We start from the raw sequence: 22,716 nt of genomic DNA, 5'->3' as shown, positions 1-22,716 counted from the left end.
AAGAGTAAATGAGCATTCAAAAAAACCAGAAATGACGGGCATCTCTGGTTTGGTTCACTAGATACTTTCACCTACAGCTTCACCATGCTCAACAGTTTTTTCGACGACGGACAGCTGCCGGTCTATTTGAGATGGTAAAAGGACCATAATTGTCGCTGGTTTGCCTTTTTCCTTTAAAAATTCAATGTCCATATGGGCCAGCTTAGTGGTTCCATCAACGGAATCACCTTCCTTTACAAGGATGTCAAAGCCCTGTCCTTCGAGTTCAACGGTATCAATGCCGAGATGGATCAGAATTTCTACGCCTGCTTGTGTTTTTAAGCCAATTGCGTGCTTAGTAGGAAAGACGGAGGTTACTTTCGCTTCAGCCGGTCCGTAGATTTCAACTGCGGTTGGTTCAACTGCGTAGCCAGGACCCATCATACCTGTGGAAAAAACCGGATCGTTTACCTTTTCTAAATTGAGTAGTTCACCATCGGCTGGTGCATAAAGTTCATTTTTCTTCTTTTTCAAAAATCCAAGCATTAGGTTCCTCCTGTTATTGAATCAATGTTAGGGCAACAACCAGCACAGATAAAAGGCCTACTAAGCCCATCAAGGTATACGTTTCAAACTGAACAGACCAAGCTGTTTCGCAAGTGTTCTTTAGCTGCTCATTTTTTAACGATTTACGGTATAAATAGAGTAAAACGGTTCCAATTAAATTAGCAGTAATAGCCTGCTGCAGCATGGAAAATAATAGAAAGTGGTTCAACAGTTTTTCATTCGTTTCCTTCGTAGTTAAACGATACAGCAAATATGCCTGAATCAGCAGCAAACAGCTTAATAAAAATGTCAGCGTTAATGAGGGGATACTTGTCAGCAATGAACTCACCGAGCTGCCTTTGACAGTCGCAAAGGTCAATAGATACATAAAGAATAAAAAAGGTAATAATAGCCAGTAGCCTAACACTAAGCTTTTATATTTCGTGTTGTTTAGTTGGTTCATTTTTCTGATCAGCATGTTTTGTAAATTCACCATACTTTCTAAATAGATAATCCATGGCACAGCTTAAACCGATTAAACTTTCTGAGATAAAGGATTTTCGACCAACAATAATTGGTGTTGCGTAATAAAACAAAGAATAATCCGCTTTGCGGCTAAAGTAATTGTCACCAAAGGAAGTAATAGCCGTTGTTGTAATGCCTCGCATTGCCAAAATATCCAAATTTTCTTTGACATCGTCGGTTTCTCCGCTCAAAGAAGCAAAGATCACCAAATCAGTCTTTTTGATCATTGGCATTGAGATGTCGAACTCGGTTTTATTGGGCAAAATAATGACCCGCTTCTCGACACAAATCATTAATTTAGAAAATTCCTCTATTACCTTTCGCTGGGAATAGCCCGTACCATAACAGTAAATTGTCTCTGAATCATCCATTTTCTGCAGCAGCTTCGTCATGTCCTGACTTTTTAAGTAGTCGAGGGTTCGAGTGATATCACTGATTTGTGTCGCCACGCTGTCAACGTTTGGTCCCTTATAAGAGTCAGAGACTCGATTCTGCTTCAAAAAGTACTTAAATTCTGAAAAACCAGTAAAACCCAGTTTTTTAGTTAACCGCAGAATTGTTGACTTTGAGGTATGTACAGCATCCGCCAGCTCGATAATATTCATTTGTTCAGTAGCTGTCTGATTGTCTAGAATAAATCCAATAATTTCTTTGTCTAATTCGCCTAATTCTCTTTGATGCTGCTGAGCAATTCCAGCTAAATCCATATAATCGCCTCTTCGTTTTTGTCATTGTCATTATTATAGAAGATTTGGTCATAAATATGAATTGAAATCAGGAAGCAAGCTAAGTTGCTTCCCAATTCTGCGATTAGTTTAAGGCTGGCCAGAATTCCTGATTGGCCTCGATTAAATCGTCTAGCAGCTGCTGTGCAATTCGGGCATTTGGCACAATTCTGGATAACGTTAGTGCTTGCCACAATTTTTGGTAAGAGCCCTCTTTCCAAGCTTCTACTACTAATTTTTCGACTGACACCTGTTGCTCCATCAACCCTTTTTGGAACTGAGGGATTTTCCCTTGTGTTAACGGCTCTGGCCCATTCGTTCCAACAATACAAGGCACTTCCACCATGGCCGTTTCATCGAAGTTTACGATAGCTCCTTCATTCGGTACAATCAGCAGCATTCTTTCGTGTGTGTTGTAGGCGATTGCTCGAGCCAAGTCCACAATATAGCTGGCATGCTCGTCGACTTCTAGTGTCGTTCCTTCCGCGGTTCCTGCTTTAGCAATCTTGTTGCATTCTCCAAAGACATGCTTCTCCCGTCCGGCCATTACTTCATTTGCTCGGGTGTATTCTGGATTCGCATGCGCTACTTCATCCTGCGGGTACAAATAATATTTCAAATACGTATTCGGCAATGTGTCTGGATCAACAGCATGCACATCTTTTGCCTTGGCAAAGGTATGCATCCAGCTTTCATCCGTATGCTGGGACTCTTCAATCTCATCCTGCAGCGAATAGCCGTATTTAGCAACGTGCTCTTTAATTTTCGGCATCAAATCATTGCCTTCTTGGTCTCGAATATCTGTCCACCAGCCAAAGTGATTCAAACCATAGTAGCGTACGACCATTTCTTTGCGGGAAGAAAGTCCGACTGCTTTAGCCATCCGTTCTTCAATTCCTACAGGCATATCACAAATATTGATGATCTTAGCTGTTGGACGCAGCTTGCGAGTTGCTTCAGCCACAATTGCTGCAGGATTTGAATAATTCAGCATCCATGCATCGGGGGAATATTTCTCCATGTAATCCACCAGCTCTAACACACCTCCGATAGAACGCATTCCATAAGCAATTCCGCCAGGTCCGCAAGTCTCCTGTCCTACAACGCCATATTTCAATGGAATCTTTTCATCCTGTTCTCGCATCGCATACAGTCCCACACGAATGTGAGCCATCACGAAATCAACATCCTCAAAAGCTGTCTTAGGATCAGTTGTCGCTACGAAGTTAATATCTGAGGCTCTTTCCTTAATAATAATCTCACAGGCATCCGCAATTTGCTGTTGTCTTTCTTGGTTGTTGTCATAAAACTTGATTTGGCGAATCGGGAAACGATCCAGGTTTTCTAAAAGCATCAGTACAATCCCAGGTGTAAAGGTACTTCCTCCACCAGCAATTACAATAGAAAATTTCTTCATTTAAATCAATCTCTCCTTATAGTTAATCATTTATTTTAAGCAACTGCTCGAATTGCTCCCGCACTTGCGGAACATCCAATCCAACAATTACCTGAAACGCATTGCCATTTCTTACAACACCATGAGCCCCACCTTCTCTGAAGGAATCATCTGGCTGTACCAGGTTTTCATTTTTGACAGTAATTCTTAAACGAGTCGCACAATTATTCACTTTTTCGATATTATCTGTACCGCCAAAGGCTTCCAAATAAATTGCAGCTTGTTGAGTATAACGGTTACCGCCATCAGCAGTGGCCATTGCACCCGCTCCAGCCTGACGCTCTTTGTAATCCTTTTTAGTAAATAATTTAACATCGGCGGTCTCTTCTCGACCAGGTGTCGCAAAATTAAATTTCAGGATTAAGAAGCGGAAAACAAAGAAGTAAATTGCCACAAAGGCTAAACCAATGACCAGCTGTGTGAAAATCATTCCTTTGTGATTGGCAAATAGGGGAATCCAATTCTTCGCCAGTAAATCAATAAATCCGCCCCCCATATCACCTACTACACCAAATCCATACATTGTTGCCGCCATGGTTGCTGCTAAAATGGCATGTACAGCGAACAAGGCTGGGGATACAAATAGGAAGGTGAATTCTAATGGCTCGGTAATCCCTGCCAGAACAGCTGTTAAGGTTGCCGGAATTAAAATGGCTAGTACCTTTTTCTTATTCTCTGGCTTAGCCGTAAAGTAGAAGGCCATCGCGATTCCTGGAGAAGCAAATATTTTTGAATTGCCGTGAAGAGCAAAACCACCCTCTGGAAACAGCTGCTTTAATGGTGTTGTCACTTGAGAATACTCCGTTAAGTGTGCCATCCAATATTTGGTAATGCCATCCTCTACTACCGCTGGGCCATAAATAAATGGTGTATAAATGAAATGATGCAGCCCGGTTGGAATCAAAATTCGTTCCAGGAAAGTATAGAGCCAAACGCCAAAAATTCCAGCACTGGCTAAAAAGCCTTGTAAAGAACTAATACCCATTTGAACCTTCGGCCATACTAGACAAATAATAAAAGCCACCGGCAGCATCGTGAAAAATCCTAAAATCACTACTAAGGATGAGCCTTGAAAAATACCTAAGAAATCCGGCAGCTTCGTATCGAAAAAGCGATTGTGTAAAAATACAACAATAGCAGAAATCAAAATCGCTCCAACAATCCCCGTGTCCAAGGTCTTAATCCCAGCAATCATCTTCATGCCGCTTTCGCCACCAACCTCTTGGGCAAAATTCACGCCAAAGAATCTGCCGAAATATTCCAGCATCGCGCTGACAAAATATTGAAAAGTTAAATAGACTACGAAGGCCTCCATTGCTGCTCGAGCATTGGCCTTTTTAGCCAATCCAATCGGCAAACCAATGACAAACAGCAGCTCCATTTGGTTAAACACTGTCCACGCACCATTTTCGAGAACAGACCAGATTCCGTACCAGACAGTTCCTTCGTTGGCAATACTGCCTACGAGCATCGGATTTTTAAAAATAATTGCTAAAGCCACCATAATTCCCGAAAAAGAGAATAATAATACTGGTGTAAACATCGCGCCGCCAAAGCGCTGAATTTTTTCCATCATAGTGGGAAATAACCTCCTCTTTATTTGCTATGCCTTAGTTATACCAGCTAAGGAATTCGCTTACAATGCCTGATAGTCCTTTAGAGAAGCCGTTTCTTAAAAAGAAAAAAAGTGTCATGCTGCGGGAAATTTCTCAAAAAAAGCATGACCAACCGTCTTTCCAGCTAAATATCCCCCAAACTTTAGAAACATTTTAGAATTGGTTGAGAGTTATCTGAAAAAGAAACCGTAAACTGATAAGTATAGAAGGTCAGTTAACTGATTCCGGCCTTAACAAAACTAAACTTAACTAAAAAGGAGCAGCATACCATGGAAACTATTCTAACTGTTCAACAACTGAATAAAAAATACAAACAGCAATATGCTTTGAAAAATGTCTCACTACACATTCGTAAAGGAGAAATTTACGGCTTGATCGGTCGTAATGGCGCCGGTAAAACAACCCTGTTAAAAGCAATCACCCGATTAATTGCACCAACAAACGGTCAAATCGCCTTGTTTGGTTCTTCTACCGATAAGGAATGGACCAATAGCTTAAAACGTACAGGAGCTGTGATTGAAACGCCATCCGCTTACGATCAGCTGACGGCAGAACAAAACTTAGCCTACTATTGTAAATTGAGAGGGATTGTTCAGTCTAAGCAAGTTATCAAAGAAACCTTAGAGCTGGTGGATTTGACAGATACCGGCAGAAAAAAATACAAGAACTTCTCCTTAGGAATGAAGCAAAAGCTGGGCATTGCGATTGCCATTTTGACTCGTCCAGACTTCCTAATTCTAGACGAACCAATCAATGGGTTGGATCCGATCGCTATCGTCGAATTTCGTCGCCTCGTCAAACGATTGAATGAAGAACGCGGGATGACAATTATCATTTCCAGCCATATTTTAACTGAACTTTACCATGTCGCTACCCGATTTGGAATTATCAACGATGGTCAGCTGGTGAAGGAAATTTCGAAGCATGAATTTGATCAAATGAACGATGAATTTATCGTCCTGCAAACTAAGCAAATCCAGCAGGCTAGTAAATTTTTACAGGACAGCTTGCATTATGTTCTAAAGGTAGTTGATGAGAATACGATGCATATTTTCGGGGAATCAAACCAGGTCAATCACATTATTCACGCATTGGTAGAAGAACGAATTGTGATTGACGGCATTTACCATTCAAAACAAAACTTAGAGGATTATTTCACGGAACTCGTGGGTGAATTAGGAGGAAACGTATCATGATTAATACAATTCGAGCAGATTTTTATCGGTTATTTCATTCAAAGGGCTTTTACATCACTCAATTGCTTTTAATTGGGTTGGTCGTTCTCTCTGTAGCAACAGAAGCTTTAGGCTCAGTAGGGATTTCCCATGACTCCCTTCAGCAGCTGCAGGAGCAGGTTACCCAATCCCAATGGTCTGGTGCCAACACTTTAATCGCCATGTCCACTATGTCCAGCTTTCTCATGTATTTCTGCTTACCGATTTTTGTTATGACTATCGGTTTTGATCTATCACGAAAGACCTTAAAAAACTTGATTTCGTCGGGCGTTTCTCGTGAGAAATTCTTCTTGTCGAAATATGTCGTTTTCATGGTGACAGTATTGATGCAATTTGCCTTCTATTATGGCTTATCCTTCTTAACGGCAACCATCAAAAATGGTGTAGGGGATTTTGGGGTCAATTACTTTGAAAATCTTTTCCGTACCTTAGGTGTGCAGTATTTATCTATTAATGCCATCTTTGCTTTTGGCTTACTGGCTTTGTATTTAAGCTTCTCCAATATTGCAGCCGTTCTAACGGTGGTCATTTTGCCGATTGCTACTGGAATTATCACAATCATTTATTCTAAAGTAAAAGCTCTGCAATATTTAAGCTTCCAAGGCAGCATGGATTCTGCTTGGTTGAATCTGCCGGACAACTTTTGGTTCAATACCATGATTGCAGCCGTTCTAGTAATTATTTGCTGCGGCGCTCTTTCCCTAATCTCCTTCAAGAAACGAGACCTATAGAAAGAGGCTGTGACATAAAACGTCACAACCTCTGAAAACCGTATAATCGGTGTAACTGAAGCAGCTCCTTCGGAAATAAGTCGAATAATCGCAAAAATATGAGAAGCTCCAAGTAGGTACTGTTCGACATCAACTCCAATACTCGTTGTGTCTCTCAGCAATTTTAGGATTATCGGTCTTATTTCTCGGAGCTGAGCGCTTTTCTAAAAGCTCCATTTGTATTATTTGTTGTTACACTCTAATAGTAAAACGAAAGACAATAAAATACTAAAAGAAGGTATGAAAAAAGCCTATAACAGTGAGGTTTATAGACTAAATCATATGCTTAATAAACTATTTTTTCAAATTTATTTCTCTCAACCAATCTTCAACTCTTTGAGGAGCTTCTTCCATATCGTCTCTAGACATAGTAAATGCATTGGTGATTACATTCGCATTGGTCAATTTGTTCTCTATAGTATTAACTGTGCCCGCTAAACCAGAACCGCCATGTGTAGAAAATGGAATGACAGTTTTACCTTCAAAACTATAAAGTTCCATAAAGCTGTACATAATTTGGGGCATATCTCCCCACCAAATTGGATAACCAATAAAAATTGTGTCGTAATCGTCAAAATTACTAATCATATCTTTTATTTCGGGTCTCACATCGCTGTCTTGTTCTTTTGTGGCTTGTTCTACCAACTCCTTATGATTTGTTGTGTATGGTGTGCTAGGTTCGATCCTATATATATCTCCACCAGTATTTTCACTTATAATATTAGCGACGTATTGTGTATTTCCTAGAACTTGTCCGTCAACAACAATGGCACTGTTTTCTTCTTCTTGTGTCATTTCTTTATTTGCATCACCGGTTTCAGGGACAGAAAAATATGCTACTAAAACCTTCTTTCCGTCAATACTCTTATTTTCTCCTCCAAGAGTTACTTTTTCACTAGGTTCATTTACTTCAGATTTTTGATTAAGTAAAAAGTAGGCTGACGCGCCAGCAATAAGAGCTATCAAAACTCCAACGCCTATTAAGATTTTAGTTTTGTTTGACATTATTTATCCTTTCTTTTTTCGATTAATTCTTGAAACATTTTTACAGTTTCTGGAGCTTGATGGTCAAAAAATAAACTTTTACCTCTATCAAGTTTTGCGATATCTTTCATCTCTTCTTGAGAAAGCACAAAATCAAAAACATTGATATTTTCGCGCATTCTCTCTATTTTTGTAGATTTCGCTAAAACAACCACATTTCGCTGTATTAACCATCTAATAATAATTTGTGCAATGCTCTTACCGTGAGCTTCAGCAATTGATTTCAAAGTCGGATTTGAAAACATATTGTTTCTACCTTCACCAAATGGTGCCCATGCTTCAATCTGTACATTATTTTTTTTCATATTTTCTTGTGCTGCTATCTGCTGATTAAATACATTAGTTTCTACCTGGTTTATCTGAGGTGTTATTTCTGTAAAAGCACTAATATCTGACAGTCTGTCAGGATAAAAATTACTTATCCCAATTGCTCTAATTTTTCCTTGTTGGTAGAGTTCTTCTAATGCTCGGTATGCACCATAATAATCACTAAAGGGCTGGTGTAAAAGAACCATATCAAGATAATCTACCTTTAATTTTCTCATAGATTCATTTACGGATTCTAAAGCTTTATCATATCCATAATTATCAATCCAAATTTTAGTAGTTAAAAAGATATCTTTTCTTGCCACGTTGCTTTTGCTTATAGCTAGTCCGACTTCTTCCTCATTAAAGTAACTTTGAGCGGTATCAATTAGTCTATACCCACTTTCGAGCGCTTCAAACACACATTTTTCGCATTCTTCTTTTGGGATTTGATAAACACCAAAACCAATTTTAGGAATAACTACGCCATTATTTAATTTTATCATTTCCATAAAGTACATTCTCCTTTGTCTGTTTAAATGTTTGATGGTACACTTATTGTATAAGTCGGTAGTAACTACCGGTCAATAGCAAAATTGAAATGAGGTATGAATATGTACTCGATGAAAGAAACATCTAAAAAAACGGGTCTATCCTATGGAACTTTAAAATTTTATTGTAATGAAGGGCTTATTCCTGGAGTAAAAAGAAATCAAAATAATTATCGTGTATTCGATGAAAAAACAATCGCTTGGATTGAAAGTTTATACTGTTTACGAGGTTGTGGAATGACAATTCAAGAGATGAAAGAATATTTGGCGTTTTGTTTAGCAGGAGAACCAACTATTCCAGAACGAAAGAAAATGTTAGATATAAAGAGGAAAGAGCTGTTAAAACAAATAGACGAATTAAAAAGCTATGTGAATTTTATAGATTATAAACAGAATTTTTATAATGATGTGCTTACAGGAAAGATTGAATATAAAAGCAATTTGATTTCTTAAGTGGCTTGTCGCTATAGTTAAAAAATCTTGAGAATACTAAAAGAAAGCATAAAAAAACCTATAAATCAATGTTTATAGGCTTTTAACTACAGTTTTATGGGCGAATCCTTATTGTATTTTTTAATGCTATCTATTTGTCTCTACGAACACTAACACTTCTGTCACAACCTCATTTTCCGCTTAATTGCCACGTAATTTCTATACAAAATTGTTTGTCCTGAGCCTTCATCGCTAAAAATCCTTGTGTCAACTCAACCAGTTCTTTGGTAATGTACAGCCCCAACCCAGAAGACTTCTCTGTTTCGGACATGTTCTCTGAATAAAAGCGGCTGGTCAGCTTTTCCAGATTTTGAATTGCCTGCTGGCTCTGATTGCAAATTGTTACATAAGCCCGCTTATCATCACTAGAGAGCTTAACAGTCAGCTGCTTTTCCCCATGCTTTAAAATATTGCTGAAGATGTTCTGGAAAATCCGCTGCAAGATTTCTGGGTCATTTTCGATCAAACAGCCTTCTTGAATAGTGACCTCAGCCTCAAAATTCTGCTCAGTCAAACTGCTGTAATAATTTAACAGGTTTTCGGTTAATGCCTGTGAAAGGTCTAGTTGCTGAAACTTAGGCTGGACATTTGCTTCCAATAAATCCTGATAGTCCAGCAGTACCTCGACCCGCTGAGACACCGTCGTCAAATTTTCTTGAATTTTCGATAACCGTTCCTGTTCCTCCGGCAGTTCTCTTATCAAATTTTGCGTGAAGCCGCTGGCAATTGTTAACGGTGTCCGAATGTCGTGGGTGATATTATGGATAGCTAAATCCAGCGTCTTTTTCTCCTGCTGATTAAGAACTCGACTAGCCTGCAGTTCATTAAACACTTGGTTCACCGCATGAATTAACGGGTCTAAACTCATTTGATGCTTGGGATTCATTAAAACTACATTCGTTTGACTGATCCGCTTCGCCTCAATCTCGTTTGCCAAGTTGCGTAGACTCAAGCGCAAAGCAATGTAACGATAGGCTAAAAACACTGCGACCAATGTACTAAAAATCGCTAAGTAGCTCATTATTCACCTGCCAGCTTCACACCGACTGCCCAAACCGTTTCGATGTAATCATTCTCAGCATCCAGCTGACCAATCTTTTTACGCAAATTGCTTAAATGTGTATTTAAGGTATTATCACCGGGCAAATAGCTTTCCTGCCAGACTTGCTCGTACAGCTGTTCCTTTGTAAAAATCTGCTTGGGGCGACTCATTAACGTTTTCAAAATATCAAATTCCTTTTTCCCTAGCCGCAGCGATTGCTCCCCCTTCTGAATGGTAAAAGAATTCTCATCCAGTGTAATATTTTTATAGCATAAACATGGACTCTCTGTTTCAGGTGGCTTAGCACTTCTCAGCTGAACCATTACTCTGGCATGGACTTCATCCAGATCGAAAGGCTTGGTAATGTAATCGTTGGCTCCGTTCATCAAATAATCACTAACCGTCTTTTTGTCTCCCAAGGCGGTAATGATGATGACTGGCACGTTACTTCCCTGACGAATTTCTGCTAGCACCTCTTCGCCGTTTTTCCCTGGCAGCATAATATCCAGCAACACCAAATCTATTGCTTCATACCGAAACAGCATCAAGCCCTCTGTTCCTGAAAAAGCCGGAAACACTTCGTGCTGTTCCTTCAACAAATCCTGCAAAATTTCATTGATATCATTGTTGTCTTCTATAATTAAAATCTTGGCCATCCACTGTCCTCATTTCTCCACTGGTTGTGCAAGCACCACTGAGTGCTCTCGCTGCACTCGTACAGTTGTTTTCAAGTATCCTATTTCTTCAGCTTGCTGAAAAACTTTTGAAGCAAAGAACTTTGCTTCGCAGCAGGCTCGCTAGCTCCCTGTTCTTTTCTCAATGATTTCATCAAAGTACTATTTAACTTCTGATAACTCTCTCTTGTAAACAATGTTTCTCCTTGATGATTCGAATATTCATCTGACCCAATCGTCGAACCTAACGCATCTTCTGGAAAAATCCATTTGTTTTCTTCCTTATTTTCAATTTGCTTAATGAGCAGTGAGATCAAACGATAAAACTCTAAATGATCTTCATAAAAGCCGATCATCTGTCCGTAATCTATGATAATCGTTGCTTCTGGATTATATTCCTTTTGCTGGTTAATTACTTTTACAAAAGCATCAAAGACTTCCGTTAAGCTGCTGTACACCGTCTCAATATAATCTCGATTATTTTCTAAGTTATCTGCGTATGCTTGAATGCTTAGCTGAACATCGCCAATCTGATGGGTGGTGAACCAGTCAAGATACAGCTCTTCGTAGGTATCCTCATCCACCCCCTCTTGCTCTTCCGGAGCCGATAAATTGGCCGTTTCTGCTATTTTAGCTTCGAACGGCTGCGGACAGCCGCCTAAAATCCAAAAAATCGGCAGCGTGTTATTGGCTTCAAATAATTGACACTGGTCATCCGTTAACAAGTAGCTTCTATTTCCCATTTTTACCTCCTCCTAACCCTTTTAATTATTTAGTCCATTTTAACAATAAATTATCACCATAACTATTATTTTTCTAAAATAGATTTACACAGTCTGCTAACAAGCAGTCCCTAATTTCCTGACCACTTAAAATTCCACGAAAAAAAGATTCTGTACTTATTTATCCCTTCAATTCCCCTATATAACCCATTTTAATTATTTTGATATTAAAAAAAAAGATACTCCTAAAGTTAAGAAAAAAATCAGTCTGAGGGAGTAAGCTTTTTCTTTGAAATCTTGCTATTCTATAAGAGTAGTTAAGACAAACAAAGGAGAAAAAGAAAATGGAAAAACGACAATACGTTTGTAGTAAGTGTGGGAACCAGCATTATGAAACGGATCAATTTCAGGCAACTGGGGGAAACTTTGCCAAAATCTTTGATGTGCAGAATAAGAAATTTTACACCATCAGCTGCGCGCAATGCGGCTATACAGAAATGTACCGCGGTGAAACAACCGATGGCTGGAATATTTTAGACTTCTTGATGAACAGTTAAACACTTAATTTAACGTATTAATCTTCACATAAAACCTTACGCTAGCCGCACCATTCGACGGGAAGAATGGTGCGGCTTATTTTATTGCTGGATTGAATGGCTGAGTAAAAATGAGTGCTAATAAAATTTTGGTTGATTCACCCTCATTCAAGGCCCTTTCTTCACGTTCAATACTCTTCGCTTGGCTGCTAATTCTAGTTCATCCTTTAGCCCAAGCCAAGTTGCTGCTGGTTTTCACCAAATAAAAAGTGCGCACTTTTTACAGTACGCACACGAATTGTTTTATAGATTTTTAAGACTTCGTTTTCTTAGCAGGAAAACCGCTGCCCCAACAGTTAAAATCCCTATTGCACTTAATAAAGCCGTATTTGATCGTTCTTCACCAGTTTTTGGCAAGGTCTTTCCTTGAGCAGCTGCAGTACCAGTATCCGGTAATGTTCTGACCGTTGCTGGTGTTGTTACTGTACCTGTACCTGTGCCTCCGCCTGTTGCTGAACCATCTCCGGTTGTTGGCAAGCTGTCTTTCACATAAACGTAGGTAATGGTTTGTTCTTGCTCCTGATAAGTACCTTTGGCATTCTCAGGTGCATCCTTTAACTTCCAGCCTGTAATTGCTTTAGCCGTTGTTTCGTATTTTTCACCAATAACTCCGATTTGTTGTTCAGCTGCAGCTAGTTCGTTACCAGCTTCGTCCACGTAATGGATCGCAATTGTTCCTTTATTGCTGTAAATGTAGGTAACAATTTGTGGTTCAAGAGTGTATTTACCGATTTTATTTCCTAATACTTCCTTCAATACATAACCTTCAAATTTCTTTTCTTCTGTTTGATAATCAGAATCCACAGCACCTGACAAGAGTGCTGGATTAGCTAATTGCTTGCCCTCTTCACTTAAGTAATTAACCAATACTTTGCCTTCCTGCCTCCGGTATACAACGGTGACCTCCTGGGTTTTCTCCGTGTAAAACCCGCTGGTTAAGCCTTTAATTTCCTTTAACGTGTAAGAGTCAATTGTTTTGGTAAACAGCTCCAATGGAATTGCAGTATCAACTGGCTGCTCATCTGAAAAATCTTCCGCAATGGTCTTACCTGCTTCATCCTGATAGTGGACAATCAGCTTCCCTTTGGTTACGTTCTTTTGATAAATATAGGTAACCTTAGTAATTCCCTCGGCATATTCGCCAGACTCAGCACCTTGAACTTCCTTAAAAGTATAACCTGAAATTTCCTTGCGGGAAGTCTTATACGACTCACCGACCTCAGCAATCGATACCTCGCTGTTGCGTAATGGCTGTCCTTCTTCGTTCTGATACTCGACAATCAAAACGCCAGTCTCTTTCCCGATTCCCTGCTCTGTGTAAATCAAAGTGACTTCCTGATCAGCAGCCGTAAATTTCCCGCTGACCGATCCGGTGATCCCCTTCAATACATACCCATCAAAGGCTTTTACTTCCGCAGCATAATAATTGTCTATATCACCTGTTAAGGTTTGATCAGCAGCCAAAGAGGTCCCATCCTCCTTCTGGTAATGCACAATCACTTTTCCCTGTTCTACAGGGTTTTTAGTATAAATATAGACAACCTTGGTAATTCCCGCAGCGTATTTCCCATTAGGCTCTCCTTGGACTTCTTTAAAGGTGTAGCCAGGAATATCCTTTTGCTGGGTCGTATAATCTGTGTCGACTTCACCCATGGTGACTTCATCACCAGATAAGGGGTTGCCCTCTTCATCCTGGTATTGAGCAAGTACTGTTCCTTTTTCTTTCACTGTCTTCGTGTAGATTAAGGTAATTTCCTGCGGCTGATCACTGAAGACCCCAGTAATTGAGTCGCCATCCTTCACTCCAGCAAAGGTATACTCGTCAATTTGCTTGATTTGAGCATGGTACGCTTCACCTAACGCTCCAGTTAATGTTACATCGGGATTTATGCTGACTAATTGTTTATTTTCATTATAAGTCATGTAATGGACAATCACTGGCTCCGATTTTTTCCAAACTGCATAAATGGTCTCGTTGCCTTTAGGGATGGCAAGTGTATTTCCTTCAGCGTAGGTTGGATCAGGCTCTTTGGCTGTCTCTTCCTTCGACCAGCCAGCAAATTGATAGCCCTCTTTAGCTGCTTTCAGCTCAACACCTTTTGGAATCGTCTGATTCAACTCCTTGTACCCCACTTGATAATAGGCAGTTGGCTGAGTTCCCTCGTAATAAATCATGCCCTCATATTTAGAAAGCTCGGTGCCAAGATCAAAGATCCCGCCATTGCTATCATATTTGATCCAGTCAATTTCGACTGAGCCAATATCAGCCTTGGCCGTTCTTGGTAAATCCCGCTGATCGACCAATATATCTCGCAGGTTATCCACCTGGTCATCCGCTGATTTTTCAGGTGCAATCGGAACCGTTGGCAAAATAATAGCATCGCTGGTAGTTCCTGCTGTGATTTTATTGTAGTTGTCCACTAAACCAACTGGTGCCGTTCCGAAAACATCCGTCATGGTAGTCGTACTTGTCTTTCCATTATCATAACCAATGTTCGTTTCTAAGTCGCCAGTACCAGCTATCGCCGTAGAGTCCGCAATATTATTTCTACTTGCAGTCCGAGACTTGTTGCCGACAAATAGATTGTTGGCATAGCGGCCAGCCGAATAATTCAGTCCATAGCCAGAGCTGCCAATCGCGCCACCATCGTAAACAGCTTCATTTTCTACAAAGCTGTTATTGACATAATCAATCGCTGATTTTCTTCCTTGGGTAATTGCTCCATTGGCATAAATTTGAATTGCCCCACCGCTATTCCCTGAAAAATCCTGCCCTAATGCCTTATTCTGGTAGAAAGTATTGTTCTTAAACAAGACACCACTATCAATGTTGTCATTAGTTTGAATCAAAATGGCTCCACCATCATCTCCGGCAATATTGCGCACGAATGAGTTGCTGTCAAACAAAATCTGTGTTCCTGTTACAGTATTAAAGAAAGCAATCGCTCCGCCATCAGCCAGCTTAGCTTTTCCACTAGTAATTGTTTCCACTGATTTATTGCCTTCAAAATAATTATTGGTAAAGTTAAAGGTTGCTGTGCTGCTTGGCTGAAAGAAGTAAATTGCGCCACCCTCACCACCAACATTTCCAGTTCCTGCGAAGGTAGTTTCATTATTCAAAAACTGACAATTACTGGCAGAAAAATTAGCTGAATATCCTTTGCTGGCAATCGCTCCGCCTGAATAGCCAGAACCTGTGTTTTTATTATTGGAAAATGTACAATTCACCAGACTTGTATTTCCGGCTGTATAGAAGGCACCACCATCATCATAAGATTGAAAATTGTTCACCTTGCTGTTTTCTAAAACAAACTCGCCTTTATAACCAGAGATAGTTAATGCTCGCACACTATTTCCTAAACCTTCTAGATTCAAATTTCTTATCGTTAATGCTGAGTTTGCGGTTCCAGTACCTCCACCGTAGGAAAATAACTGCTTTCCAGTGGTCGATTGCAAAGTAAGTCCATTGCCGTTTACTACGACTTGATACGGTGATTCCTTCAAAGCAATTGTTGCATCAATATCCGTTGGAAATGTACTATCTAAAGTAACCGTTCGATCACTTGGTGCATTATTTACCGCGTCCTGCAAATCGGCGACAGTATTTACTGCCACTTCATCAGCAAATGCCTTCTGACCAGCTAGGCCTAATGAAAGAAGCAGAAGTCCCAGTCCTGCCAACACATTTATCCTCTTTTTCATTTTCTTCCCCACTTTTCTTTTAAATAATATTTTTTGTCTAGCATTTCACAAGAATTATTTGATTGCTCTTTCCTCCTTGCTTACACGATTCATTGAATCCAATCTTTTCGATTAGAAAAAATAATTTTCAATAAAATTTATTTTCGATCTATAATATTATTTTATGGTATAAAAACCATTTTTTCAACAACTTTATTTGGTTTTATAGTTATTTTAGGACTCAGAACATTTATTCCAAAGTTATATTTTTGGTCAAAAAACAATCAAAAACATTTTATTTATAGTTTCCTCTCTTGTACAAATTAGTGATAAATCGGTTACAATCAAAACTTTCTATCGATAGTGCCCCAAATAATAACAAGTGTTTTTTTGTATGCTTTCTCAATCATTTGAGAATTAAACAAAAAAATTACTGAACTATAAGCTGTCAGCAGACGCTTAGTTCAGTAATTTCCAATTCTATCTAGTTTTAGTCAAACTCTTCATACTCATTTGGGTCTTGTCCGTCTACACGGCCATCTGATTTGTTTAGCTGATTAATTGAAGCAATTTCATCTTCCGTTAAATGGAAATCAAATACAGACAGATTATCTCGCTGCCGTTGCGGATTGCTGGATTTTACTACTGGTAAAATTCCACGATCTAAATGCCAGCGAATCACAATCTGAGCAGGAGTTTTATCGTATTGGTCAGCCAGCTTTTTCAGGATATCTTCTTCCAATGAAACCGTACCACGACCTAAAGGACTCCACGCCTCTGTCACGATTCCTCGCCGCTTGTTTTCAGCCAATCGTTCTTCTTGAACCCAATAAGGATGGAGTTCAATTTGATTGACTGCCGGCGTTACACCCGTTTCTTCAATAATCCGATCTAAGTGATCAGGCTCAAAATTAGAAACGCCAATCGAACGAATCAATCCCATTTCTTGCGCTGTAATCAAGGCTTGCCAAGCTTCTACATAATGATCTCGTTTTGGCAAAGGCCAGTGAATCAAATATAAATCAAAGTATTCCAAACCCATCCGACGCAAAGATTCTTGAATCATCATCAAAGCATCCTCATAGGCATGATATTTTCCTGGTAATTTAGAAGTCACAAAAAGCTCAGCTCGCGGAACACCTGAACGACGAATCGCTTCTCCCACGATACCTTCATTATCATAATTCGTTGAAGAATCGATCAGACGATAACCACTTTGGATCGCTGCGACAATCTGGTTGGTTCCGTGGTCTCCACGAATCGCTACTGTACCTAAGCCTAAAGCTGGTAATTTATTCCCATCATTCAATGTAATCATTGGTGCTGTCATCTGCAAATTCCTCCTTTAGTAATAGTGGTTGGTTCTTTTTGGCAAAGCTATCTTTTCCCCTTAGAATCAAAGGGAATTTCCTAAAAACATTTTATGCTTAAGGCAACCGTACTGATTACCAGCCACATTTTAACCCTACCACTCATCCGAAAATCTGTTAAATTTTATGTTTATAGATAAAAAACAGACTGTCCTTTTAACGAACAGTCTGTCTCCTCAAATAGCCACTACAATCGGTCGAAACTTTTCTAAACCGATTACCATGAACGGCGTATCTTTCTTTATTAACATTCCTTGGCTTTTTAAGCACTCCTCTCAGAACAAGAGTATAAAAGAGCACCAAACTGCTATTCCAGTTTTCATCACCATACATAGAACTAAGCTGTTTTCTATCCAAAAAAAGTTCGGACTTCCAATTAAGAAGGGCCGAACTTTCATTATTTTTACAGTAATTCTTTGCGCAGTGTTGCATCATCCAGCGGCGACAAATATTTCGGTGCAATATCTAATACGGTGAACGCACCAAAGTGTTTTTCCTTCGCTAAACGCACACACGCTCTAGCATAAGCAACTAACACGCTAGCAGTAAATTCTGGGTTGCTCTCTAATTGCAGCGTGTACTCAATTACTTGGTTGGTATCCTCTCCTGTGGTTCCCGTGTGTAAAACAGTTCCCCCATGAGGCATCGCTTTATGGTCACGATTCAGTTCCTCTTGAGAAATGAAATTCACTTCTGTATCATAATCAGAGAAATAGTTTGGCATCGTCACAATCTCTTCTTTGATTGCTTCTGCATTCGCATCGTCTTCTAATACTACAAAGCATTGTCTAAAATGCTTATCCCGAGTAGTTAATTCCAGCTTTTCGCCAGACTTCAATTTTTCAATCACTTCATTATTCGGAATCGTATATTGGGTGGCATCTACTACACCCTCAATTCTTCTTAAAGCATCTGAGTGTCCTTGACTGACGCCCTTGCCCCAGAAGGTATTCGTTTCACCTGTCGGCAAAATACTTTGTGCATACAAACGATTCAAGCTAAACAAGCCCGGATCCCAACCTGTTGAGATAATTGACACGGTTTGATTCTCTTTCGCCACTTGGTCGACATTGGCAAAATGCTCAGGAATCTTAGCATGGGTATCAAAGCTGTCGATAGTGTTGAACGCCTTAGTGATTTCTGGTGTCTGTACTGGCAAATCAGTCGCTGAACCACCACACAGGATACAAACATCAATCTCCGCTTTTTTACTTAATAGATCATCCATATGATAAGCGGTTGCGCCCTCTGTTGCAACGGCTTCAGGTGACCGTCTGGTAAATACACCTACTAACTCCATGTCAGGATTTTGCTTTAAGGAACGCTCTACACCTCGACCTAAATTTCCATAACCGACAATTGCTACTTTTGTCATTCCATCACTCCTCGTAGTTGTTACTACGATTATACTATAGTAGAAGAGAAAATATCATGGATTTTTTAATCATTCTCTCATATTTTCACTTCAAACGAAGAGAGTCGGTTCAGCGAATAATTTATGCTAAAATGAAAATAACTACTACGGGACCTTTATTCTTATTAAGATCGGGAGAAAGCTTAAAATGAATACACATGAACTGTATAACAAACTGGAGCTTGCTCCAGTAATTGCTGCTGTGAACAACGAAACAGAATTGACTCAAGCTTTGCTAACTGATGTTGAGATTCTATTTGTGCTGCAATCTCACCTAATGCAGCTGCAGGAACTATCTGAAAAAATTAAACAAAGCGGCAAGGTGGCCATTTTACATGCGGATCGCGTAAAAGGACTGTCCTCTGACGAAACAGCGATTGACTACATAAAAAAATGTACTGTCTTTGATGGAATCATCTCAACTAAGCCGTCAATTATTCGCCAAGCCAAAAGACATCAACTGTTAGCCATTCAACGGTTCTTCCTATTGGATTCATCTGCATTGGTTAACGTTGAACGGCAGCTGACACAGACAGAAGCTGATTTAGTAGAGGTTCTTCCTAATGTTTCGCCAAAAGTCATCAAGGAGCTCGTCAAACAATCTCGAAAGCCTTTGATTGTTGGCGGACTAATCCGTGACAAAGAAGATGTCATGGGTGCTTTAGGAGCTGGAAGTCTTGCAGTATCCTCTACAAGGGCTTCAGTCTGGTCGAGCTAGAGATTGTTGTCTCAAATAAAAGATGTTATAATACAGTTAACTAAATAACTTGCTAGAGACAAAAAGAGTATAGCAGCAAATGCCAACAATCCTTGGCATTTGTTTCCTATACTCTTTTTTTGCGCATTACTAGTTGAAGGTTACGAGGAGGAAAGATTATGTATGATGCTATCGTCATCGGTTGCGGAATTGTTGGTGCCGCCACCGCCTATGAATTAAGCAAATATCAGTTAAAAATACTCGTTTTAGAAGCAGAAAATGATGTCAGTCAAGGGGCCACTAAAGCCAACAGTGCTATTTTGCACGCTGGCTTTGATCCTGAACCTGGTACCCTGATGGCTAAGCTAAATGTTGAAGGTGCCGCTTACGCAAAAGAACTTTGTCAAAGGCTTTCGGTTCATTATAACCAGATTGGCTCTTTGGTTGTGGCGTTTTCCGAAGAGGATTTAGCTATGATTCAAGAATTATACAACCGCGGTGTAAAAAATGGGGTGCCGAAGCTAACTTTACTAACTAAAGAAGAGTTGCTGGTTAAGGAACCGCATCTTTCTTCTGAAGCTGTTGGTGCTCTTTACGCTCCTAGTGCAGCAATCGTCAATCCATGGGAATTTTGCTTGGCTTTGGCTGAAACAGCGGTTAAAAACGGGGTGGAATTAGCTCTAAACAATCAAGTCACCGCGATTACTCAAACTGCTGAAGGCTATCAAGTCAAAACCAATCAAGCAGTCTATCAAACCAAATACATTTTTAATGCCGCTGGCGTTCATTCAGATGATCTGCATAATATGATTGCGGAGCCCAATTTCAAAATCACCCCGAATCGTGGTGAATATTATTTACTGGATAAATCTGAAGGAACGAGAGTAAATCACGTCATTTTTCAATGCCCGTCTAGTATTGGCAAAGGAGTTCTAATTAGCCCAACGGTTCATGGAAATTTGATCGTTGGACCTAACTCTCATGGCATTTTGAAATCTGAATTAGGGACCGGTCTAGATACCGGAAATACTTCTGCCGGATTATCTCAGGTAGCTAAGCTGGCTGAAAAATCCGTTCCTGACCTTAATCTAAGGCAATCAATTCGCAACTTTTCCGGTGTTCGGGCCAATAGTACCCGCAACGATTTTATCATCCAAGAAGCTGCGCCTGGATTCATTGATCTAGCCGGCATCAAATCACCTGGGCTCACCTCTGCTCCAGCGATTGCCTTATATGCTATTGAATTACTGGAAAAATCAACGAACCAGTCCTTTAAACAAAAAGAGCAATGTACAGCTGCTCGCGAAAAAATAGTTTTTCAAGAGCTGAGTCTTTCTGAGAAAAATCAATTGATTAAAAAAGAGCACAGCTATGGTCGAGTAATTTGCCGTTGCGAAACAATTACTGAGGGTGAAATTAAAGCAGCCGTGCATTCACCCATTCCACCTACTTCACTGGACGGGATCAAACGACGCTGTAACGCTGGCATGGGTCGCTGTCAGGGTGGATTTTGTGGACCAAGAGTGGTGGAAATCTTATCCGAGGAGCTGGCTATTTCTCCATTGGACGTCTTGCAGGATCGCAGCGGAAGTAATGTATTAATCGAAGCTACTAAAGGAGGGATTTAACATGCATGACTTGATCGTAATTGGCGGAGGTCCAGCTGGACTTGCAGCAGCGATGGCTGCTTACAATGAAGGGGTTCAAGATATCTTAATCATTGAAAGAGATCAACAATTAGGTGGTATTTTAAATCAATGCATCCACAACGGCTTTGGCTTGCATTATTTCAAAGAAGAATTAACTGGTCCTGAATATGCGAGACGGTTTATCGATAGGATTGAACAAACAACGATTCAGGTCTTCTTAGATACGATGGTTCTAGAAATATCAGAAAATAAAGAAGTCCATCTAGTTAATAAGGAGCAAGGTTACCAAATCCTTCAGGCAAAATCAATTGTCTTGGCGATGGGATGCCGCGAACGTACACGAGGAGCTATCGAAATCCCTGGCAGTCGACCAGCTGGTGTCTACACCGCTGGTACTGCGCAACGTTATGTAAATATGGAAGGATATTTAGTAGGGAAAAAAGTACTGATTTTGGGCTCTGGTGATATCGGCTTAATTATGGCTCGCCGTATGACATTAGAGGGTGCTGATGTACTAGCCTGTGTTGAGGTGATGCCTTACTCAGGTGGACTAACTAGAAATATCGTTCAGTGTCTAGACGATTTTGATATTCCTTTATACTTATCCCATACTATTACCGAAATTCGGGGAAAAAACCGTGTAGAAGAAGTCATTGTCTCTCAGGTAGATCAAAACCGGCGCCCAATCGCCGGCACCGAGCAAATCTTTGTCTGTGACACGATTCTATTGTCCGTTGGCTTGATTCCAGAAAATGAATTGAGCCGCAGTGCCGGCGTCATTATGGATAATAAAACTAACGGCGCTATGGTTTATGAAAACATGGAAACCTCGATCCCTGGTATTTTCGCCTGCGGCAATGTCGTTCACGTTCATGATCTAGTAGACTTCGTGACTGCCGAAAGCACACGAGCGGGTGCTGCAGCTGCACAATACCTTTTCCAACAGGAGCAGCTGAAGCAGCAAGATGTTTGTCTTGAAATAAAAAATGGGGCTTGTGTAACCTATGTTGTCCCGCAAAAAATTCGTAAAGACAATGTTCCTAAAAAGGTTGAACTTTTTTTCCGGGTGAATAAAGTCTTTGATGACAGCCAAATCATTGTGAAATCCCACGGAGAGGTTATTGCCCAAAAGCGGAAAAGCTATATAGTTCCGGGAGAGCTGGAAAAGATTCATTTATCGAAAAAGATTTTAGACAAAGCCAGCAATGGTGAAATTGAACTCTCAGTTGAGGAGGTCAGCAAATCATGAAACCATTCATTTGTATCATGTGCCCCAAAGGCTGTCATCTAGCCGTAGACGAAGAAAATGATTACCAAGTCACTGGCCACAGCTGTAACAAAGGAGTAAAATACGGCAAGGCTGAAGCCACCAATCCAATTCGAGTGGTGACCTCCACAGTTGTAGTAAGAAATGGCAACTCCCACCGCTGCTCAGTCAAAACGCTGGATGGCATTCCTAAAGAATCCGTCAGAGAAGCCATGACGATCCTTAATCAGGTTCGACTGCAGGCACCCGTTGAAATTGGTGATATCGTCCTTGAAAATCTGCTAAATACAGGAATTGATGTAGTAGCTACTTGTACGATCCAAGCAAGCTAACGTTGAGGAGGATGCCTTCTCCTCTTT

At 40.1% G+C, this 22,716-nt stretch carries 22 protein-coding genes; 9 read left to right on the top strand and 13 right to left on the bottom strand.

Features of this window, described 5'->3' with window-relative positions:
- Positions 1–57: 57 nt before the first annotated feature.
- From IGI46_RS07150 to IGI46_RS07130, 5 genes are all read right to left on the bottom strand, one after another.
- A complete protein-coding gene (locus IGI46_RS07150; RefSeq protein WP_429962657.1) occupies positions 58–525 on the bottom strand; it encodes a PTS sugar transporter subunit IIA in 468 nt (155 codons plus the stop codon).
- 13 nt (positions 526–538) lie between these two features.
- Entirely contained in the window at positions 539–988 is a 450-nt protein-coding gene (locus IGI46_RS07145) for a hypothetical protein (protein ID WP_429962656.1), read from the bottom strand.
- Entirely contained in the window at positions 960–1,757 is a 798-nt protein-coding gene (locus IGI46_RS07140) for a MurR/RpiR family transcriptional regulator (RefSeq protein WP_429962655.1), read from the bottom strand. Before IGI46_RS07140 ends, IGI46_RS07145 begins: the two co-directional genes overlap by 29 nt.
- Before the next feature lie 103 nt (positions 1,758–1,860).
- On the bottom strand, positions 1,861–3,192 hold the full coding sequence (locus IGI46_RS07135; RefSeq protein WP_429962654.1) for a 6-phospho-alpha-glucosidase: 1,332 nt from the start codon (positions 3,190–3,192) through the stop codon (positions 1,861–1,863).
- Between the two features lie 22 nt (positions 3,193–3,214).
- Positions 3,215–4,807, bottom strand: a complete 1,593-nt coding sequence (locus IGI46_RS07130) for an alpha-glucoside-specific PTS transporter subunit IIBC (protein WP_207702161.1) — start codon at positions 4,805–4,807, stop codon at positions 3,215–3,217.
- A gap of 309 nt (positions 4,808–5,116) precedes the next feature.
- Between IGI46_RS07130 and IGI46_RS07125 the strand changes: the two genes are divergently transcribed.
- Both IGI46_RS07125 and IGI46_RS07120 read left to right on the top strand, forming a co-directional pair.
- On the top strand, positions 5,117–6,043 hold the full coding sequence (locus tag IGI46_RS07125; protein WP_429962653.1) for an ABC transporter ATP-binding protein: 927 nt from the start codon (positions 5,117–5,119) through the stop codon (positions 6,041–6,043).
- Positions 6,040–6,813, top strand: a complete 774-nt coding sequence (locus IGI46_RS07120; RefSeq protein WP_429962652.1) for an ABC transporter permease — start codon at positions 6,040–6,042, stop codon at positions 6,811–6,813. The genes IGI46_RS07125 and IGI46_RS07120 overlap by 4 nt, the downstream gene beginning before the upstream one ends.
- Positions 6,814–7,146: 333 nt before the next feature.
- Here the strand turns inward: IGI46_RS07120 and IGI46_RS07115 are convergent, their stop codons facing one another.
- Complete coding sequence (locus tag IGI46_RS07115; protein ID WP_429962651.1) at positions 7,147–7,857, bottom strand: flavodoxin; 711 nt, start codon at positions 7,855–7,857, stop codon at positions 7,147–7,149.
- Positions 7,857–8,714 (bottom strand): aldo/keto reductase, encoded by an 858-nt coding sequence (locus IGI46_RS07110; RefSeq protein WP_429962650.1) that lies wholly within the window; start codon positions 8,712–8,714, stop codon positions 7,857–7,859. Before IGI46_RS07110 ends, IGI46_RS07115 begins: the two co-directional genes overlap by 1 nt.
- A gap of 102 nt (positions 8,715–8,816) precedes the next feature.
- On the opposite strand from IGI46_RS07110, the gene IGI46_RS07105 reads away from it, so the two are divergent.
- Positions 8,817–9,206: a MerR family transcriptional regulator gene (locus IGI46_RS07105; protein WP_429962649.1), complete on the top strand. Its 390-nt coding sequence runs from the start codon at positions 8,817–8,819 to the stop codon at positions 9,204–9,206.
- 169 nt (positions 9,207–9,375) lie between these two features.
- Here the strand turns inward: IGI46_RS07105 and IGI46_RS07100 are convergent, their stop codons facing one another.
- From IGI46_RS07100 to IGI46_RS07090, 3 genes are all read right to left on the bottom strand, one after another.
- Entirely contained in the window at positions 9,376–10,266 is an 891-nt protein-coding gene (locus IGI46_RS07100; RefSeq protein WP_429962648.1) for a sensor histidine kinase, read from the bottom strand.
- Entirely contained in the window at positions 10,266–10,943 is a 678-nt protein-coding gene (locus IGI46_RS07095; protein ID WP_429962647.1) for a response regulator transcription factor, read from the bottom strand. Before IGI46_RS07095 ends, IGI46_RS07100 begins: the two co-directional genes overlap by 1 nt.
- Positions 10,944–11,023: 80 nt before the next feature.
- Positions 11,024–11,704 (bottom strand): hypothetical protein, encoded by a 681-nt coding sequence (locus IGI46_RS07090; protein ID WP_429962646.1) that lies wholly within the window; start codon positions 11,702–11,704, stop codon positions 11,024–11,026.
- A 323-nt stretch (positions 11,705–12,027) separates the two neighbouring features.
- Here IGI46_RS07090 and IGI46_RS07085 point away from each other — a divergent pair, with 323 nt between their 5' ends.
- On the top strand, positions 12,028–12,240 hold the full coding sequence (locus tag IGI46_RS07085) for a zinc ribbon domain-containing protein (protein ID WP_207702167.1): 213 nt from the start codon (positions 12,028–12,030) through the stop codon (positions 12,238–12,240).
- A gap of 110 nt (positions 12,241–12,350) precedes the next feature.
- Positions 12,351–12,485, top strand: coding sequence for a hypothetical protein (locus IGI46_RS07080; RefSeq protein WP_429973171.1), 135 nt, complete (start codon positions 12,351–12,353; stop codon positions 12,483–12,485).
- A 37-nt stretch (positions 12,486–12,522) separates the two neighbouring features.
- Here IGI46_RS07080 and IGI46_RS07075 read toward each other — a convergent pair whose 3' ends face one another.
- From IGI46_RS07075 to IGI46_RS07065, 3 genes are all read right to left on the bottom strand, one after another.
- The gene (locus IGI46_RS07075; RefSeq protein WP_429962645.1) at positions 12,523–15,981 is read right to left on the bottom strand and encodes a MucBP domain-containing protein; all 3,459 of its coding nucleotides are present in this window, start codon (positions 15,979–15,981) and stop codon (positions 12,523–12,525) included.
- Positions 15,982–16,450: 469 nt separating this feature from the next.
- A complete protein-coding gene (locus IGI46_RS07070) occupies positions 16,451–17,290 on the bottom strand; it encodes an aldo/keto reductase (RefSeq protein ID WP_207705022.1) in 840 nt (279 codons plus the stop codon).
- Positions 17,291–17,733: 443 nt separating this feature from the next.
- Complete coding sequence (locus IGI46_RS07065) at positions 17,734–18,705, bottom strand: diaminopimelate dehydrogenase (protein ID WP_429973170.1); 972 nt, start codon at positions 18,703–18,705, stop codon at positions 17,734–17,736.
- 187 nt (positions 18,706–18,892) lie between these two features.
- On the opposite strand from IGI46_RS07065, the gene IGI46_RS07060 reads away from it, so the two are divergent.
- The 4 genes from IGI46_RS07060 (at position 18,893) to IGI46_RS07045 (ending at position 22,689) form a co-directional block, all read left to right on the top strand.
- On the top strand, positions 18,893–19,462 hold the full coding sequence (locus IGI46_RS07060; protein ID WP_429962643.1) for a glycerol-3-phosphate responsive antiterminator: 570 nt from the start codon (positions 18,893–18,895) through the stop codon (positions 19,460–19,462).
- A gap of 158 nt (positions 19,463–19,620) precedes the next feature.
- The gene (locus IGI46_RS07055; protein WP_429973169.1) at positions 19,621–21,069 is read left to right on the top strand and encodes an NAD(P)/FAD-dependent oxidoreductase; all 1,449 of its coding nucleotides are present in this window, start codon (positions 19,621–19,623) and stop codon (positions 21,067–21,069) included.
- A gap of 1 nt (position 21,070) precedes the next feature.
- Positions 21,071–22,339: an NAD(P)/FAD-dependent oxidoreductase gene (locus IGI46_RS07050; protein WP_429962641.1), complete on the top strand. Its 1,269-nt coding sequence runs from the start codon at positions 21,071–21,073 to the stop codon at positions 22,337–22,339.
- Positions 22,336–22,689 (top strand): DUF1667 domain-containing protein, encoded by a 354-nt coding sequence (locus IGI46_RS07045; RefSeq protein ID WP_429962640.1) that lies wholly within the window; start codon positions 22,336–22,338, stop codon positions 22,687–22,689. Before IGI46_RS07050 ends, IGI46_RS07045 begins: the two co-directional genes overlap by 4 nt.
- The last annotated feature ends 27 nt before the right edge of the window (positions 22,690–22,716 follow it).

Source organism: Enterococcus sp. AZ163, assembly GCF_050498925.1.
Classification (GTDB): domain Bacteria; phylum Bacillota; class Bacilli; order Lactobacillales; family Enterococcaceae; genus Enterococcus_A; species Enterococcus_A ferrettii.
The sequence above is the reverse complement of the archived record's forward strand: the minus strand, read 5'-3'. Positions and strand labels throughout refer to the sequence as shown.

Coding starts and splice junctions, on each gene's coding strand:
- IGI46_RS07090 (WP_429962646.1), bottom strand. CDS start 11,704: ATGGGAAATAGAAGCTACTTGTTAACGGATGACCAGTGTCAATTATTT.
- IGI46_RS07050 (WP_429962641.1), top strand. CDS start 21,071: ATGCATGACTTGATCGTAATTGGCGGAGGTCCAGCTGGACTTGCAGCA.
- IGI46_RS07105 (WP_429962649.1), top strand. CDS start 8,817: ATGTACTCGATGAAAGAAACATCTAAAAAAACGGGTCTATCCTATGGA.
- IGI46_RS07140 (WP_429962655.1), bottom strand. CDS start 1,757: ATGGATTTAGCTGGAATTGCTCAGCAGCATCAAAGAGAATTAGGCGAA.
- IGI46_RS07135 (WP_429962654.1), bottom strand. CDS start 3,192: ATGAAGAAATTTTCTATTGTAATTGCTGGTGGAGGAAGTACCTTTACA.
- IGI46_RS07045 (WP_429962640.1), top strand. CDS start 22,336: ATGAAACCATTCATTTGTATCATGTGCCCCAAAGGCTGTCATCTAGCC.
- IGI46_RS07080 (WP_429973171.1), top strand. CDS start 12,351: ATGAGTGCTAATAAAATTTTGGTTGATTCACCCTCATTCAAGGCCCTT.
- IGI46_RS07120 (WP_429962652.1), top strand. CDS start 6,040: ATGATTAATACAATTCGAGCAGATTTTTATCGGTTATTTCATTCAAAG.
- IGI46_RS07060 (WP_429962643.1), top strand. CDS start 18,893: ATGAATACACATGAACTGTATAACAAACTGGAGCTTGCTCCAGTAATT.
- IGI46_RS07145 (WP_429962656.1), bottom strand. CDS start 988: ATGAACCAACTAAACAACACGAAATATAAAAGCTTAGTGTTAGGCTAC.
- IGI46_RS07070 (WP_207705022.1), bottom strand. CDS start 17,290: ATGACAGCACCAATGATTACATTGAATGATGGGAATAAATTACCAGCT.
- IGI46_RS07075 (WP_429962645.1), bottom strand. CDS start 15,981: ATGAAAAAGAGGATAAATGTGTTGGCAGGACTGGGACTTCTGCTTCTT.
- IGI46_RS07130 (WP_207702161.1), bottom strand. CDS start 4,807: ATGATGGAAAAAATTCAGCGCTTTGGCGGCGCGATGTTTACACCAGTA.
- IGI46_RS07095 (WP_429962647.1), bottom strand. CDS start 10,943: ATGGCCAAGATTTTAATTATAGAAGACAACAATGATATCAATGAAATT.
- IGI46_RS07085 (WP_207702167.1), top strand. CDS start 12,028: ATGGAAAAACGACAATACGTTTGTAGTAAGTGTGGGAACCAGCATTAT.
- IGI46_RS07125 (WP_429962653.1), top strand. CDS start 5,117: ATGGAAACTATTCTAACTGTTCAACAACTGAATAAAAAATACAAACAG.
- IGI46_RS07100 (WP_429962648.1), bottom strand. CDS start 10,266: ATGAGCTACTTAGCGATTTTTAGTACATTGGTCGCAGTGTTTTTAGCC.
- IGI46_RS07150 (WP_429962657.1), bottom strand. CDS start 525: ATGCTTGGATTTTTGAAAAAGAAGAAAAATGAACTTTATGCACCAGCC.
- IGI46_RS07055 (WP_429973169.1), top strand. CDS start 19,621: ATGTATGATGCTATCGTCATCGGTTGCGGAATTGTTGGTGCCGCCACC.
- IGI46_RS07115 (WP_429962651.1), bottom strand. CDS start 7,857: ATGTCAAACAAAACTAAAATCTTAATAGGCGTTGGAGTTTTGATAGCT.
- IGI46_RS07110 (WP_429962650.1), bottom strand. CDS start 8,714: ATGGAAATGATAAAATTAAATAATGGCGTAGTTATTCCTAAAATTGGT.
- IGI46_RS07065 (WP_429973170.1), bottom strand. CDS start 18,705: ATGACAAAAGTAGCAATTGTCGGTTATGGAAATTTAGGTCGAGGTGTA.